Source organism: Limnobacter olei, from assembly GCF_029087225.1.
In the GTDB taxonomy this organism is placed as follows: domain Bacteria; phylum Pseudomonadota; class Gammaproteobacteria; order Burkholderiales; family Burkholderiaceae_B; genus Limnobacter; species Limnobacter olei.
In genome coordinates, this window is the sequence record NZ_JARFJD010000014.1 from 1 (window position 1) to 15341 (window position 15341).

General features: G+C 53.9%; 14 protein-coding genes. 8 read left to right on the top strand and 6 right to left on the bottom strand.

Features of this window, described 5'->3' with window-relative positions:
• Window positions 1–188: 188 nt before the first annotated feature.
• Window positions 189–365 carry a hypothetical protein gene (locus tag PY990_RS09395; RefSeq protein WP_275271383.1) on the bottom strand — a complete coding sequence of 59 codons (177 nt, stop codon included), beginning with the start codon at window positions 363–365 and terminating at the stop codon, window positions 189–191.
• Between the two features lie 5 nt (window positions 366–370).
• Complete coding sequence (gene doeB2, locus PY990_RS09400) at window positions 371–1555, bottom strand: N(2)-acetyl-L-2,4-diaminobutanoate deacetylase DoeB2 (RefSeq protein WP_275271384.1); 1185 nt, start codon at window positions 1553–1555, stop codon at window positions 371–373.
• Between the two features lie 157 nt (window positions 1556–1712).
• Between doeB2 and PY990_RS09405 the strand changes: the two genes are divergently transcribed.
• From PY990_RS09405 to PY990_RS09435, 7 genes are all read left to right on the top strand, one after another.
• Window positions 1713–2426, top strand: a complete 714-nt coding sequence (locus PY990_RS09405) for a glycerophosphodiester phosphodiesterase (RefSeq protein WP_275271385.1) — start codon at window positions 1713–1715, stop codon at window positions 2424–2426.
• Window positions 2427–2480: 54 nt separating this feature from the next.
• Window positions 2481–5117 (top strand): alanine--tRNA ligase, encoded by a 2637-nt coding sequence (gene alaS / locus PY990_RS09410; RefSeq protein ID WP_275271386.1) that lies wholly within the window; start codon window positions 2481–2483, stop codon window positions 5115–5117.
• Window positions 5118–5149: 32 nt separating this feature from the next.
• Window positions 5150–5662 carry an NUDIX domain-containing protein gene (locus tag PY990_RS09415; protein ID WP_275271387.1) on the top strand — a complete coding sequence of 171 codons (513 nt, stop codon included), beginning with the start codon at window positions 5150–5152 and terminating at the stop codon, window positions 5660–5662.
• 82 nt (window positions 5663–5744) lie between these two features.
• Window positions 5745–5972, top strand: a complete 228-nt coding sequence (locus PY990_RS09420) for a sulfurtransferase TusA family protein (RefSeq protein WP_008252019.1) — start codon at window positions 5745–5747, stop codon at window positions 5970–5972.
• A 15-nt stretch (window positions 5973–5987) separates the two neighbouring features.
• A complete protein-coding gene (locus PY990_RS09425; protein ID WP_275271388.1) occupies window positions 5988–6641 on the top strand; it encodes a PIN domain-containing protein in 654 nt (217 codons plus the stop codon).
• 72 nt (window positions 6642–6713) lie between these two features.
• The gene (locus tag PY990_RS09430; RefSeq protein ID WP_275271389.1) at window positions 6714–7193 is read left to right on the top strand and encodes a BLUF domain-containing protein; all 480 of its coding nucleotides are present in this window, start codon (window positions 6714–6716) and stop codon (window positions 7191–7193) included.
• A gap of 17 nt (window positions 7194–7210) precedes the next feature.
• Entirely contained in the window at window positions 7211–8188 is a 978-nt protein-coding gene (locus tag PY990_RS09435) for an MBL fold metallo-hydrolase (protein WP_275271390.1), read from the top strand.
• Between the two features lie 84 nt (window positions 8189–8272).
• Here the strand turns inward: PY990_RS09435 and PY990_RS09440 are convergent, their stop codons facing one another.
• The gene (locus PY990_RS09440; RefSeq protein WP_275271391.1) at window positions 8273–11122 is read right to left on the bottom strand and encodes a valine--tRNA ligase; all 2850 of its coding nucleotides are present in this window, start codon (window positions 11120–11122) and stop codon (window positions 8273–8275) included.
• Between the two features lie 261 nt (window positions 11123–11383).
• On the opposite strand from PY990_RS09440, the gene PY990_RS09445 reads away from it, so the two are divergent.
• Window positions 11384–13009 carry a methyl-accepting chemotaxis protein gene (locus PY990_RS09445; RefSeq protein ID WP_275271392.1) on the top strand — a complete coding sequence of 542 codons (1626 nt, stop codon included), beginning with the start codon at window positions 11384–11386 and terminating at the stop codon, window positions 13007–13009.
• Here the strand turns inward: PY990_RS09445 and PY990_RS09450 are convergent, their stop codons facing one another.
• From PY990_RS09450 to PY990_RS09460, 3 genes are read right to left on the bottom strand one after another with little or no spacing between them, the layout of a single operon-like run.
• Window positions 13010–13240, bottom strand: a complete 231-nt coding sequence (locus PY990_RS09450) for a hypothetical protein (protein WP_275271393.1) — start codon at window positions 13238–13240, stop codon at window positions 13010–13012.
• 21 nt (window positions 13241–13261) lie between these two features.
• Window positions 13262–13684, bottom strand: coding sequence for a DNA polymerase III subunit chi (locus PY990_RS09455; RefSeq protein WP_008252027.1), 423 nt, complete (start codon window positions 13682–13684; stop codon window positions 13262–13264).
• Window positions 13685–13694: 10 nt separating this feature from the next.
• On the bottom strand, window positions 13695–15296 hold the full coding sequence (locus PY990_RS09460; RefSeq protein WP_275271394.1) for a leucyl aminopeptidase: 1602 nt from the start codon (window positions 15294–15296) through the stop codon (window positions 13695–13697).
• Between the last annotated feature and the right edge of the window lie 45 nt (window positions 15297–15341).

The window sequence follows — 15341 nt, forward strand, 5'->3', positions numbered from 1 at the left end:
GTTTCAACCAGAATACGCAATGCGAGGTGTTCGCTGATTTTTTCGCCGGTGAATGGGTTGGTTGATGTGAGCATGGCAGTGGTCATACAGCTTGGTCCTCCTGCGTATTTGTGTCAGTGACGGTGTCAGTGGCCGCTTTTTTCTTGCCGGGTGTGGTGTTCACTGCACTGAGCGTGTGAACATTTTTTTCAGGCTTCACGGTGAAATCGCGGTCGAGGGAAAAAAATGATTCGCAACCGTTTTTTGTGATGATGATGGTGTCTGAGATGCCGCAGGTTTTGCAATGCCTTGTCAAATACCACTGGATAGGTGCGGCTATAGCCGCGCACATCGCTTTCTCGTCGCTCAAAAATTTGCATGTTCATTCACATCACTCCTTGTTGTTGTGTGTTGGGTCGGGGGCGCCTGCCAGGTGCGCGTAAAGGCGGGAAACCGGTTCAATCAAGGCGTCGTTGAAGTCGTAGAAAGGGCTGTGGCAGGGGAAGGATTCCTCCCCTTTCTTGCCTGCACCCACCAAGGCAAAAGCACCCGGAATTTCCTGCAGGTAATAGCTGAAATCTTCCGAGGCCATAATTGGCAGGGGTGTGGCAACGTCAAAGGCCGCGTCGCCCATCACTGCACGCCAAGCGGCCCTTAACTTGCCTGCCTGAGCGGCATGGTTGATGGTGGCGTTGTAGCGCGGTTCAATCTTGACTTCCGCCCTTACACCGTGACCGTGCGCTGTGTGCTCCGCAATTTCTACAATGAGCGCATTGATCTGTTCGCGGGTGGCGTTGTTGGGCACGCGAATGCTGCCACCCAGCACAGCTTGTTGAGGGATAACCGTGGGCCCGCTGGGTGCGTTAAATGAGGTAACACTAAGCACAGCGGTTTGTTGAGGCGAAAGCCTGCGCGCTACCACCTGTTGTAAGGCTTGCACCATGGCGCTGCCCGCCAACACAGGGTCGCGGCATAGTTCAGGTTGGCTGGCATGGCCGCCTTGGCCTGTCACGGTAATTTCAAAAGTACCGTTGCCACACATCACAATCCCGTCAGGGCAAACCAGTTGGCCTTCAGGTATGGCAGGCCAATTGTGCCAGCCGTAAATTTCGTCAATGCCATCCAAAGCGCCATCTTCAATCATACGCAACGCACCGTGTCCGCCTTCTTCTGCGGGCTGAAATATCAGGGTGACTGGTCCAGGCAAGGTGTATTCAACACTTTTCAAGTATTGGGCTGTGGCCAGTAGGGTTGCGGTGTGGCCATCATGCCCGCAGGCGTGCATGCAGCCCAATTGCCGGGACGCCCAGGTTTTGCCGGTTTGTTCTTCAATTGGCAAGGCATCAATGTCGCCTCGCAAGGCAATGTGGGGTGCACTGAATGCAGTGGCCGACATATTCAGACGCGCCAAGGTGCCGGTGCCCGCGCATGGGGACCAGTTAATATTCAGTTCGCTGAGCGTTGTTCTTATTTTTTGAGCGGTGCGTGTTTCATGCCAGCTTAATTCAGGCTGGCTGTGTAACTCTTGCCGTAATCGTATCGCTTGGCTAATTGTGTTTTGCCAGAACGCAGACATTGCCCTCCCTGTTCAATGCACTATCCATTAACCTTACCACTAGGGGGGACTGCATTAAAACAGTTGAAGTTCCGGGATAACCATTTATAAATTGAATTATTTTGCTTTGACCAAGTTCAGTCTAGGTCAAGGCCTAACAATGTCAGGGTAAATAAAAATGGAATTGTGGGCACACCGCGGTAGCGGAAAAGGCGAGCTTGAAAACACGCTGAAAGGTTTTGAGATTGCATTAAATTCCGGGTTCAAGGCTGTTGAGTTTGATGTGATGCTGACCGCTGATGGCGTGCCCATGATTCACCACGACTGGGTGATGGGGCGTTGTGCGCGGTCGGTTGACCCGGCCATGGCAGCCACCGATCCGCTGACCCGTTTTGACAGTCTTCGTGCTCGCGACCTTCGGCACTACTCGGTGCAGGGCGAGCCCATCCCCAGCCTTGCCCAAACCATTCAGTTCTGTTTAAAGCATGGCATGCGCGCCAATGTGGAATTGAAAGCCACGAACCCACGCAATGCAATTGCTTTGGGCAAGGCGGTGCTAAAAGAGATACACACTTTGCCGATCGAGCAACAGGAACACGTTCGCAAACATTGGGTGTTTTCCAGTTTTTACCACGCAAGCCTGTTGCCACTAAAAGGTTATGACCTGGCCTTGTTGTATGAGCAACTGCCCGACAACTGGGTACTGCATGCCGACGCGCTGCGAGCCAGTGCCATTCATTTGCACTGGAGCGGGGCGGAGCCCACGGCATTGCGCCGCATACACACCACCGGGCGAGTGGTTCGGGTTTACACGGTGAACGATGCGGAACAGGCGAAAACGCTGCAAGCCTTGGGTGTAAAAGGGCTTTTTACGGATCGAATGACCTTATAATCGAGGGTTAAACCAAAAACCGCATGCCGCTTTACTCAGGAAGGTAGCCCCAACATGAAAGTCGCTGATATTCGCGAAAAGTTTCTTGATTTCTTTGCCAGCAAGGGCCACACGAAGGTGGCTTCAAGCAGCCTGGTGCCGGGCAACGACCCCACCCTGTTGTTCACCAACAGTGGCATGGTGCAATTCAAAGACGTGTTTACCGGCAAAGACAAGCGCCCCTACACACGGGCCACTTCCAGCCAGCGTTCAGTTCGCGCGGGCGGTAAGCACAACGACCTTGAAAACGTGGGCTACACAGCGCGCCACCACACCTTCTTCGAGATGCTGGGTAACTTCAGCTTTGGCGATTACTTCAAGGAAAACGCAATTCAGTATGCGTGGGAATTGCTGACCACCGTGTATAAATTGCCGCCTGAACGCCTGTACGTCACCGTGTATCAAGAGGATGACGAGGCTTACAATATCTGGAACAAACAGGTGGGTGTACCCGCCGAGCGCATCATTCGCATTGGCGACAACAAGGGCGCGCGTTACGCGTCAGATAACTTCTGGCAAATGGCCGACACAGGCCCGTGCGGTCCGTGTACCGAAATTTTTTATGACCATGGTCCGGAAGTGTGGGGCGGCCCACCCGGAAGCCCTGAAGAAGATGGCGACCGTTACATTGAAGTGTGGAACCTGGTGTTCATGCAATTTGACCGCAGTGCCGACGGCGTATTGCACCCGCTGCCCAAGCCCTGCGTGGACACAGGCATGGGCCTGGAGCGCATTGCTGCGGTGCTTCAGCATGTGCACAGCAACTACGAAATCGACCTGTTCCAAACTCTGATCAAAGCCGCTGCGCGCGAGGTGACCGCCCAAGGCAATGCCGTTGAATTGACCAACAATTCCCTGCGTGTAATTGCCGACCACATCCGCGCCTGTTCTTTCTTGGTAGTCGATGGTGTTATTCCCGGCAACGAAGGCCGCGGCTATGTGCTGCGCCGCATTATTCGCCGCGCCATTCGCCATGGCTACAAGCTGGGTTGCCGCAAACCATTCTTCAATGCCTTGGTGGGTGATTTGGTCAGTGAAATGGGCGAAGCCTACCCCGAACTGGCCAAGGCTGCCTCTCAGGTACAGAACATTCTTAAGGCAGAAGAGGAACGATTCTTCGAGACCATTGAAAACGGCATGGCCATTCTGGATTCTGCGTTGGGTGCCCTGCCCAAGGGTGGCATGCTGGATGGCGAAACTGCATTCAAATTGCACGACACCTATGGCTTCCCGCTGGACTTGACCGCTGACGTGTGCCGCGAACGCGAAATGAGTGTGGACGAAGCCGCGTTTGATCAAGCCATGAACAAGCAAAAGCAGCAGGCCCGCGCCGCTGGCAAGTTCAAGATGGATGCTGACCTTGCATACAGCGGCGTGTCCACGGAATTCAGGGGTTACGACGCGCTTGAAGTGGCCAACGCCAAAATCACCGCCATTTATGTGAACGGCACTTCAGTGAACAGCATCACTGCCGGGCAGCAAGGTGTTGTGGTACTGGACCAGACGCCTTTCTACGCAGAAAGCGGCGGACAGGTGGGCGACCAGGGTGAAATTTCAAGTGGCTCAGCTTGCCTGAATTTGTTCCGTGTTGAAGACACGCAAAAGATTCAAGCCAATGTGTTTGGCCACCATGGCGAGTTGGTGACTGGTGAATTGAAAGTGGGTGATGCAGTTGGCGCACAGGTTGATCAATACCAGCGCAACCGCACCATTCGCAATCACAGCGCCACCCACCTGATGCACAAAGCCTTGCGCGAAGTGCTGGGCGACCATGTCAGCCAGAAAGGCTCATTGGTGGATGCGGAAAAAACCCGTTTTGACTTTGCCCACCACAGCGCCATGACGCCCGAGCAAATCGCGCAGGTTGAGCGCATTGTGAACGAAGAAATTCTGGCCAATGCAGAAACGCAAGCCCGCATCATGGACATTGAAAGCGCAAAAAGTGCGGGTGCCATGATGTTGTTTGGTGAGAAATACGGCGACACGGTGCGTGTGCTTGATATCGGAACATCGCGCGAATTGTGTGGCGGTACCCACGTGCAGCGCACTGGCGATATTGGCTTGTTCAAGATCACCAGCGAAAGCGGCGTGGCCGCAGGCATTCGCCGTGTAGAAGCCACCACTGGCCTGGGTGCCATGGAATTTGCCCAGAAAGCGCAGGCCCAAGTGGATGCAATCGCGCAAAGTTTGCGTGTGCCTGCAGCCGAGGCGACCGCGAAAATTGGCCAGATCATGGATCAAGTGAAAAACCTGGAAAAAGAACTGGACCGCCTTAAAAGCAAACTGGCTGCAAGTCAGGGCGATGACTTGGCTGGGCAGGCTGTGGATGTGGGCGGCGTCAAAGTGCTGGCCGCCAAGCTTGAAGGTGCGGATGTTAAACAGTTGCGTGAAGCGGCCGACAAACTGCGAGACAAACTGGGCAATGCGGCCTTGGTGCTGGCCACCGTGCTGGAAGGCAAGGTCAGCCTGATTGCATCCGTCAGCAAAGACGCCACTGCGAAAGTGAAAGCCGGTGATTTGGTGAACTTTGTGGCCCAACAAGTGGGCGGCAAAGGCGGTGGCCGACCCGACATGGCGCAAGCAGGTGGCACACAGCCGGAAAATCTGGATGCCGCGCTGGCCAGTGTTGTGGACTGGGTTAAGAACAAATAAGAAGCAAGTCAGTAATCAGACCGAGGCGTACTATGAGCAAAGCCGTTTATCAGTACTGCCCCATGTGCGCCACCAAGCTGCACGAGCTGCAACATTCCGGTCAGCAACGCATGGCTTGTAGTGCCTGTGGCTTTGTGCAGTGGGGCAACCCAGTTCCCGTGGTGGCTGCGCTTGTGGAGTATGAAGGCAAGGTGCTGCTGGCCCGAAATGTGGCCTGGCCCGCACATTTTTATGCGCTGATTACCGGTTTTCTGGAACGCAATGAAACACCTGAGCAAGGTGCCATTCGCGAATTGAAGGAAGAAACCAATCTGGATGCAGTTGAAAGCAGCTTGATTGGGGTGTATCCCTTCCCCATGAAAAATGAAGTGATCATTTGTTATCACATCAAGGCGGTGGGGCAAGTTAGCTTGTCGGAAGAACTGGCGGACTACAAGCTGGTAGAACCCGCCGAATTGCGCCCGTGGCGCATGGGCACGGGTTTGGCCATGGCCGACTGGCTAAGCGCCCGTCAGCTGCCTGTTAACTGGATTGAATTAAAATAGTGAAAAATCAGAAGTAAGCTCAAAAGCCAACTCAAAAGCCAACTAAAAAGCAGTGAGCGATACACAAACAGGAGTAATAGACATGAATTTTGACCGTGAAGTAGACGCCAGCGGATTGAATTGCCCGCTGCCCATTTTGAGAACCAAGAAGGCTTTGGCAGAAATGCAAAGCGGCCAGGTGCTCAAAGTGACTTCCACCGATCCGGGCTCGGTGCGGGATTTCGCCATGTTTGCCAAACAGACCGGCAATGAATTGGTAGAGCAGGCTGATCAGTCTGGCTCGTTCGTTTTCTACATGAAGCGCCGTTAAACCGGCCGGCACCTGGTGAGCGTTGTTCTCGGCAAGCCCGAGGTGCCACAACATTGGTTGCTTGACGCCAATGTGCTGTTCTCTGAATGGACCCGTTGGCTGATGGTTGCGCTGGCCGAGCGCAGGCAGGCCACCTTGTATTGGACTCCCCACATCGAAAACGAGTGTTACCGAAATTTGGTTCGGTTGGGGCGCTTGCATGCCGACGATGCGAACCACGAGCGCCGCGCCTTGCCTGGCCGGTTACAAGCTGTGCTGTTGCCGCAAAATCACGAACCTTATCTGGCTGATGTTCGGCAGGTGGATGAAAAAGACCGCCATGTTGCTGCATCGGCCTTGGCTCTGCGGCACGAATTGCAACAACCGGTCGGTTTGCTCACCTGGAACCTGAAAGACTTTCCGAGAAAGCCGCTGTTGAAGCTTGGTGTGGTGCGTATGTGCCCAGATGAGCTTTGTGTGGAGCTGATGAAAACCAAAACAGGCTTGCAGGCTTGTCTGGAACAAAGTGTGCAGCTGATGCAGACCAGCTTGGCCACACAGCCCAGCCAAAATCCCACGGCTTATCAAAGCAAGGCCAGTCCTTTGCCACGAAACAGCGAGGACTGGATCCAGTTTTTGGGAAGAAACCGCATGCACAAGACCGCAAAGGTTTATTCTCGTCCAAATTGACTACCCCGTTCTGGTTAGTTAGATTAGGCCACGGGCGTCATATGATTGTCATACACAAATTCTGGGAATTGTATGCTGAGACTAATTTACACATCGGTTCAAGTGCCTGGTTTTGATCGCCTGGCCTTTGAGCAATTGTGTGAGCAGGCGTCTCATAACAACCGAAATCTGGGTATCGAGGGCCTGCTGTTGTGCAATGGCATGGAGTTTATGCAGTGCCTTGAAGGCCCCCGGGAGGCGGTGAGTTCAGTCTATAAAAAGATAGTGAAAGACCCCCGGCATTCTGACATTCGTCTGCTGGTGTCTGAGACCACCGAAGAGCCCATGTTTGAAAAGTGGTCTATGGTGGGCTTGGGTACCCGGCCACAATTGGCGTTGAGTGGCGAGTCTATTGCGTATACACTCCTTGATCATCGCTTGTATCGCCCCTGGAAGTCCCTTGGGCTCGGTGCAGCTGACTTAATCTATGAATATGCCAAGGTCAAAGCCGAGCTAGAGAAAGCAGGTGAAATGAGTCTGTTGAGTAAAGTCTTTGAAGTGTATCAACCTTGATGTAAGCAGGTCGCAGTATGACAATTCCTTCCTTCCTTCGCGCAATCCCACTGTTATGTGTGTTTCCCCTCGCCGTGCAGGCGCAGGCTCCCGCCCAAGGCTTGGTCAAAGTGACCCCTTTGGGTGGCCAGCAGGGCGAGTTTTGTCGCTTTGACCGAGCCATGATTTTTGAAGATCCCAATGGCACCCGGATTTTGTACGATGCGGGCCGCACAGTGGCGGGTGCTGAAGACCCCCGCTTGGGAAAAATTGATGTGGTGTTGGTGAGCCACATGCACGGTGACCACTTGGGCGACCGGCACAACCCAGCTCCCAATGCAGGCAGTTGTGACAAACCCGATATTTCCGCCAGCGCTTTGCCCAACTCCAACAGTGTGAACATTGCTGTAAAAACCGGCGCAAAAATTGTGACTGGCAGTGAAATGCCTTCCTTCTTTGCGGCCAAACTAAAGCAAGCGGGCGGTGACGAGAAAAATTCAGTGTTGGTGCGTTTCGGCGCCATGCAAACCATCAACGGTGTGGGCATTACCACCGTGCCCGCTGCGCACAGCAACGGGATTGCGGGTGATTTTGTGGGGCAACGATTGGGCGATATGCTGAAAGAAACAGGGATCACGGCCTATGCTGGCCCCGCCACTGGCTACGTGGTCAAGTTCAGCAATGGTTTAACGGTGTACCTGAGTGGCGACACGGGTATCACTGGCGAACAAAAAGAAGTGGTGGGTGAATACTACAAACCGCAATTGGCTGTGATGAACATCGGTGACACCTTCACCACTGGTCCGCGGGAAGCGGCTTATGTGGTGAATGAGTTGGTAGAGCCCAAAGCTGTCATTGCGAGCCATGCCAATGAAGTGGCCACCCAGAATGGCAAGGTAATTGCGGGTACAAAAACCGAGCAATTCATGAAGGCTAGCAAGGTGCCTGTGTACGTGCCGTTGAGTGACAAAACCATGAGTTTTGATGGCAAGGGCAGGTGCACTGCGGGTTGCTGATTACTCAGAGATTGTGAATAAAAAAGCACCGAATGGTTCATTTCGGTGCTCTTTTTTTTTGTGCCTATTTCAACTCGTTTCGACTCATTTCAACTTATTTAGTTGGCTCTCCAGCTTTTCAAGCAAAGCGCTGAATTCGGCCAGCCTGGCTTTTTCCTGATCCACCACTGCTGCGGGTGCACGGTCCACAAAGCTGGCGTTGCCCAGTTTGCCATTGCACTTGGCAATCTCAATACGAATTTTTTCTGCTTCTTTGCCAATGCGGGCACGCTCGGCTTCCACATCAATTTCAATGTGCAGCATCAATTTCAGTTCGCCAACAATTTGCACGGGCGCCATGGAGTCTGCGGGCAGTGAATCAACCACATCGACTTTGCTCAGCTTGGCCAGCGCAGCCAATACCGGGCCGGTTTTTTCCAGAAATGCGCGTTGCTCGGCATTGCCTTCACAGCTGGCAATCAGCGGTGCTTTTTCTGCCGGGCTTAAACCCATTTCGCCGCGCAGTGCGCGAATGGCGTCTACCGTGGCTTTCAGCTGGGCCACAAAGTTTTCAGCTTTTTCGTCAATGCGGCTGGGCACGCTGACCGGGTAAGCCTGGGTCATCAGGCTGGCTTGCACACCTTCTTCTCGGCGGCCCGCCACCACGCTGACTGTTTGCCAAAGTTCTTCGGTAATGAACGGAATAATCGGGTGGGCCAAGCGCAATATGGTTTCCAGCACGCGTACCAGGGTGCGGCGGGTGGCACGTTGTTGGGCGGGGGTGCCATTGGCAATTTGCACCTTGGCAATTTCAAGGTACCAGTCGCAGTACTCGTCCCACACAAACTGGTAAATACTTTGCGCAATCAAGTCGAAGCGGTAGTTCTCGAACCCCTGTGCTACATCGGCTTCCACGCGCTGAAGGGTACTTGTTATCCAGCGGTCGGCTTGTGAAAAATCAAGGTAGCCGCCGGGTGTGCATGCGTCTGCATCATGATCGCTCAGGCCGCAGTCTTGCCCTTCGGTGTTCATCAACACAAAGCGGGTGGCGTTCCACAGCTTGTTGCAGAAGTTGCGGTAACCGTCGCAACGCTTCTGGTCAAAGTTGATGTTGCGGCCCAAAGTGGCCAGGCTTGCAAAGGTAAAGCGCAGCGCATCGGCACCGTAGGCGGGTATGCCTTCCGGAAATTCCTTGCGGGTTTTTTTCTCGATTTTTGGTGCATCTTGTGGCTTACTCAAACCGGTGGTGCGTTTAACCAGCAAGGTGTCCAAATCGCAACCATCAATTAAATCAACCGGGTCCAGCGTATTGCCCACAGATTTGCTCATCTTCTTGCCTTCAGCATCTCGCACCAAACCATGCACATACACGGTGTGGAAGGGCACCTGGCCAGTGAAGTGGGTCGTCATCATGATCATTCGGGCGACCCAGAAGAAGATGATGTCGAAACCTGTCACCAATACCGAAGAGGGCAGGAAGTGTTTCAACTCCGGTGTTTCATCGGGCCAGCCCAGTGTGCTGAAGGGTACCAGGGCGGAACTGAACCAAGTGTCCAGTACATCATCGTCGCGCTTCAATGCGCCCGTGTAGCCAGCGGCCGCAGCCTTGCTGCGTGCATCTTCCACGGTGCGGGCAACGAAAACTTCGCCGTGGTCGCCATACCAGGCCGGAATTTGGTGGCCCCACCACAATTGGCGGGAAATACACCAGTCTTGAATGTTGTTTAGCCACTGGTTGTAGGTGTTCACCCATTGCTCGGGCACAAACTTCACCTGACCCTGTTCTACGGCGTCGATGGCTTTCTGTGTGATGCTTTTTCCGGTGGCATCGCCTTCGGCCACTTTGGTCATGGCCACAAACCACTGGTCGGTCAGCATGGGTTCAATCACCACGCCGGTGCGGTCGCCCTTGGGCACCATCAGTTTGTGGGGTTTGATTTCACCGAGCAGGCCTTGTTCTTCAAGGTCAGCCACAATCTGTTTGCGGGCCACAAAGCGGTCCATGCCCACGTATTTTGCGGGGGCGTTTTCTGCAATGGTTGCGTCCAGAGTAAGAATATTGATCAGCTCAAGTTTGTGGCGCTGGCCCACCGCGTAGTCGTTGAAATCGTGGGCAGGGGTGACTTTCACCACGCCCGTGCCAAATGAACTGTCTACATATTCGTCGGCAATGATGGTCAACTCACGGTTGCACAAAGGCAGCTGTACCTTTTTGCCAATCAGGTGCTGGTAGCGTTCATCCTCGGGGTGCACCATCACCGCCGAATCGCCCAGCATGGTTTCCGGGCGCGTGGTGGCCACTGTAAGGTGAGTAAGGCCTTTCACCGGGTCTGCCTCAACCAGCGGGTATTTCAATTCCCACAAGTGACCCTCGGTTTCAACGCTTTCCACTTCCAGATCAGACACCGCTGTTTTCAGTACCGGGTCCCAGTTCACCAAGCGCTTGCCGCGGTAAATCAAGCCTTGTTCAAACAGCCGAACAAACACTTCAGTAACCGATTTGGACAAGGTGGGGTCCATGGTGAAGTACTCACGCTGCCAATCTACGCTGGCACCCATGCGGCGCATTTGCTCGGTAATTTTGCTGCCGCTTTCGTTTTTCCATTCCCAAATTTTTTCCACGAATTTTTCGCGGCCCAAATCGTGGCGGGTAATGTTCTTGGCTGCCAACTGGCGTTCAACCACAATTTGAGTGGCAATGCCCGCGTGGTCGGTGCCGGGTTGCCACAAGGTGTTGTGGCCACGCATGCGGTAATAACGCGTTAGCCCGTCCATGATGGTTTGGTTAAACGCATGGCCCATGTGCAGGGTGCCCGTTACATTGGGTGGGGGCAGTTGAATGCAAAAGTCGGGCTTGCCATCGACGGTCGTGGCCTTGGCATGGCCCTGGCGCTCCCATTCCGGGCCCCAGTGTTGTTCAATTGCATTCGGGTCAAAACTTTTGGCTAGGGTCATGGCAGTGGTACTTGAAAATGGACAACGTCAACAATGGCTTAGCCCGACATTATAGCGTTTGCGGGTGCCTTGCCGGCTTTGAGTTGTTTGGTCTGGGGCAGGAAAGCCCCTTTATTCCCCAATTTCAGGTGACCCGCCGTACCGCACAATATTCATACGTCCGACTGGGTGGCTCGCTTCTATCAGCCCTGTTCGAGTGAGGCTTTTTTAGAAATACAACGTTATGTTGTAAACCAATGACAGTTCAAAGAGGGGTGTCTCATGTTGAGTTCCATTAGTGCCAAATTCAGTGCCAGCCTGGTCACAGTAATTGTGCTGGGCGTGGTGGTTGGCGGCTTGGGTGTGTTTAACAGCAAGCGGATTATGGATGCCAATGCCAAAAACGAATTCACCCATGAGGTGATAGAGAATGTGTTGGGTGTGCGAGAGAACCTGTTGAACATTGAAACTGGCGAGCGCGGGTTTTTGCTGCGTGGTGACGAAGCTTACCTGACTCCATACAACGAGGGGAAGGAGCAGGTTCGCAAACACTTGGACAAGGCTTCTGAGCTCACAGCGCACAACTCGGTGGTGACGGAGGAATTGCGTTTATTCAATGCCCACTATCGCACCTGGCTGAATTCAGTGATTGATCCGTTGATCGACGCCAAGCGCTTAGTGATTGAGGGCAACATGGCCCCAGAGGATTTCAACGCTTTGGTGGATTCCACGCCGGGCAAGCCGCTGATGGACAAGATGCGTGAAACACTGGCCAAGATCGAGGATGAGGAATATCGCTTGTTGAAAGTGCGCCAAGAGGCCAGTCAGGGTGTTTACCAACAATCCATCTGGATTACCGTGGCCATTACATTGTTTGCGTTGTTCACCGGTTTGTTATTGAATTTTTTGATTTCCCGTATGTTCAAGCGAAAGCTGGGTACCGCCACAACCCACATCAATGCTTTGGCTGAAGGCAAGCTGAACAGCAACATCAAGGTTGAGGGCAAAGACGAAGTGGACGGGCTTTTGCTTGCTCTGGGCAAGGCACAAACCAATTTGCGTGGTTTGATTGAGGGTATTCGTGGTTCCACTGCCTCATTGACTGAGAGTGCAAGTGCCGTACGTACTTCTTCCGATGAGATGAACAAGGCGGCTTCTGAGCAGGCGGATGCCACGTCGTCCATGGCTGCGGCAGTCGAGCAATTGACCGTGTCGATCAGCCAGATCACTGAGAACTCCAACGATGCCTCTCACACAGCCATGCAGGCCAAGCATTCGGCCGATCAAGGCAGCGTCACTTTGGGCCAGGTGGTGGAAGGCATTCGGAAAATTGCCAGCTCGGTGCAAGGCAGTGCCAGCACGGTGCGCTCGCTTGAGCAGCAGTCCAATGAAATTTCTGAGATTATTTCAACCATTACCGACATTGCCGATCGCACCAACCTGCTGGCGTTGAATGCGGCCATTGAGGCCGCACGTGCGGGCGAAAGCGGTCGTGGTTTTGCTGTGGTGGCCGATGAAGTGCGCAAACTGGCCGAGCAAACCAAAGGCTCGTCCGAGCGCATTTCAACCATGGTGTTTCAAATTCAGAGTATTACCCAGCAGGCTTCCAAATCGATGGAAGATTCTGTGGGCATGGTCAAGCAGGGTATTGAGCAGGCGGATTCAGTGTCTGGAACCATCGACCAGATCAAGGCCAATGCAGACCGAGTGAATGAAGCCATTCAGGCCATAACCGTGTCGATGAAAGAGCAAAGCAATGTGAGTGTGGAAATTAGCCGCAACGTAGAACGCGTTGCACAAATGACCGAGGAAAACACAGCGGCCATTGCGCAAAACAAGTATGTGGCCCAGCAAATTTCAGATTTGGCGGGCAACCTGACACAGTCTGTGCAGGTGTTTAGAACCTGATTATTTTTTCAGCGCGTCCAGCACCACTTTTTCAAACTCTTGCATCAGCTGGGGTTTGATCCGGAGCAGGGCGCGTTCGAATAGCTCAGGCAACTGTGCCCGCAAAATTTCAATTTGCGGGTCGCTCAAGTTGCCACCCATGCGACTGCCCGTGGATTGTTCAATTTCCCGCAAACCCGATTCAATCACCTCAGTCAACAAGGGCGGGCCGCCATCGAAATGTTCACTCATGTTGTTGTCCTTAACCCGTAATTAACCGTTGGCGCGATCGAAGGTATTTAACGGGTAACCCCGTTCCTTGTAGAACTTGTAGCGTTGCCGTGCCAGCGCCTTGTTGTCTTCGTCGGTGCCCACAATTTCGACCAAGCGTTCAAACCGGGCAAAAAACGGTGGCCATTGCTCGTCCAGGTTAATCAACAAATCGTAATGGGCAATGTCATCGGCTTTGTCGGTCAACACAATGGGCGTGTCGGCCACACCAGGGTGGCCACTGACCACATGGGGTAAAAAGTCCTCTTCCGAGAAAGTCCACAACAGTTTGTCCAGGTTTTCGAGTACCTCGGGGCGGGTGCTATAGCACACAATTTTCAGGCCACTGCCGTACGCCTTTCGAATCAATCTACAGGTGTATAGCAGGTGGTCTGAAACATTGAGGTGAAAGTCAATTCGGGTCAATTCACAACCCTCAGGCTTTTGCACGCTTCATGACAAACTCGGCCAGCAAAGGAACCGGGCGGCCACTTGCACCTTTCGCCTTGCCTGAATACCAGGCTGTGCCCGCGATGTCCAGGTGCGCCCAGCTGTACGCCTTGGTGTACTTTTGCAGGAAACAGGCGGCAGTAACGCTGCCTGCGGGTGGGCCACCAATGTTGGCCATGTCGGCAAAATTGCTTTTCAGCTGCTCGTGGTATTCCTCGTCCAGTGGCATGCGCCATGCTGTGTCCAATGCGTTTTGACCCGCCTTGAACAATTCATTGGCCAGGTCGTCATCGGGGCTGAACAAGCCACTGTTGACGTGGCCCAGCGCCACAATACAGGCACCGGTGAGGGTGGCCACATCGACCACAGCGGCGGGGTTGAACCGCTCAACGTAGGTGAGCGCGTCACATAGAATCAGGCGGCCCTCCGCATCGGTATTTAGAATTTCAATGGTTTGACCACTCATGGACACCACCACATCACCGGGCTTGCTGGCGTTGCCGGCCGGCATGTTTTCTGCCGTAGGCACCACCACAATCAGGTTCAGGGCCAACTTCATTTCAGCGGCGGCTTTCATGGTACCCAACACGCTGGCTGCGCCGCACATGTCGTATTTCATCTCGTCCATGCCAGCGCCGGGCTTCAGGGAAATGCCGCCGGTGTCAAAGGTAATGCCTTTGCCCACTAGCACCACTGGAGCTTCTTTGGGGTCTTTTGCGCCGTTGTACTTGAGCACAATCAGCTTGGGGGGTTCACTGGAAGCCTTGCCCACCGACAACAGGCTGAACATGCCCAGCGCTTCCATTTTTTTGTGGTCCAGCACTTCGACGCCCAGCTTGTATTGCTTGGCCAGGGCTTTGGCTGTTTCAGCCAGGTAGTTCGGGGTGCAAATATTGCCAGGCAAATTGCCAAGGTCTTTCGTCAACTGCATGCCATTGCCGATTGCCTGACCAATGGCTGCGCCTTTTTCAACAGCCTCCTGGGTGGATTTGGTGCAGGCCAGCTCGAAGGCAGGTGGTAGCGTTGCTTCGTCTTCCTGCTTTTTGCAGGCTGAGAAGCTGTAAAAACTCTCGGCAATGGTGCGTGCGCACAGAGCCGCAATTTCCTTGTCGCTGCTTTTCTTAGGCACTTCTTGGTTCACGGCGAAAAACACCTTCGCAGGCTTCAGGCCTTTGAGTGCTTCGCAGGCAGCACTGGTGGCTTTTCGCAGGGTTTTGGTGTTCAGCTTTTCGGCTTCATCCAGACCCACCAGCACGTACACAGGCGCGCCGGCTTTCGCGGTGTTGAACACCACGCGGCAACTGCCAGCATTTCCCAGGTTTTTATCGGTTTTAAAGGCATTGGCCACCAAGCCTTCGGTGTCAATGTCCGCCCGTTTCGCGGCGGCGGTGAGTTCGCCATCCTTGTACACCGCAACCACCGCCACATCGCAACCCTTGGTCGGCACCGGCCCGCCAGCAGTCACTTTGGCAACAGCGCCCGTACCTGCCTTGAAGCTGAACATGGGCGGTGGCGTGGGCGCTGCCTTTTTGGAAGTGCGGGGTGTGGCTGGTTTTTTGGCTTTGGGCGTGGCGGGTGTTGCTGTCATGGTGTTCCTTCTTGCGATTAATGCTCGACCATTCAAAACGAATGC

Excerpts from the sequence above, each read along its gene's own strand:
- PY990_RS09405 (WP_275271385.1), top strand. The coding sequence starts at position 1,713 with ATGGAATTGTGGGCACACCGCGGTAGCGGAAAAGGCGAGCTTGAAAAC.
- PY990_RS09445 (WP_275271392.1), top strand. The coding sequence starts at position 11,384 with ATGTTGAGTTCCATTAGTGCCAAATTCAGTGCCAGCCTGGTCACAGTA.
- doeB2 (WP_275271384.1), bottom strand. The coding sequence starts at position 1,555 with ATGTCTGCGTTCTGGCAAAACACAATTAGCCAAGCGATACGATTACGG.
- PY990_RS09420 (WP_008252019.1), top strand. The coding sequence starts at position 5,745 with ATGAATTTTGACCGTGAAGTAGACGCCAGCGGATTGAATTGCCCGCTG.
- PY990_RS09415 (WP_275271387.1), top strand. The coding sequence starts at position 5,150 with ATGAGCAAAGCCGTTTATCAGTACTGCCCCATGTGCGCCACCAAGCTG.
- PY990_RS09430 (WP_275271389.1), top strand. The coding sequence starts at position 6,714 with ATGCTGAGACTAATTTACACATCGGTTCAAGTGCCTGGTTTTGATCGC.
- PY990_RS09395 (WP_275271383.1), bottom strand. The coding sequence starts at position 365 with ATGAACATGCAAATTTTTGAGCGACGAGAAAGCGATGTGCGCGGCTAT.
- PY990_RS09440 (WP_275271391.1), bottom strand. The coding sequence starts at position 11,122 with ATGACCCTAGCCAAAAGTTTTGACCCGAATGCAATTGAACAACACTGG.
- PY990_RS09435 (WP_275271390.1), top strand. The coding sequence starts at position 7,211 with ATGACAATTCCTTCCTTCCTTCGCGCAATCCCACTGTTATGTGTGTTT.
- PY990_RS09450 (WP_275271393.1), bottom strand. The coding sequence starts at position 13,240 with ATGAGTGAACATTTCGATGGCGGCCCGCCCTTGTTGACTGAGGTGATT.
- alaS (WP_275271386.1), top strand. The coding sequence starts at position 2,481 with ATGAAAGTCGCTGATATTCGCGAAAAGTTTCTTGATTTCTTTGCCAGC.
- PY990_RS09460 (WP_275271394.1), bottom strand. The coding sequence starts at position 15,296 with ATGACAGCAACACCCGCCACGCCCAAAGCCAAAAAACCAGCCACACCC.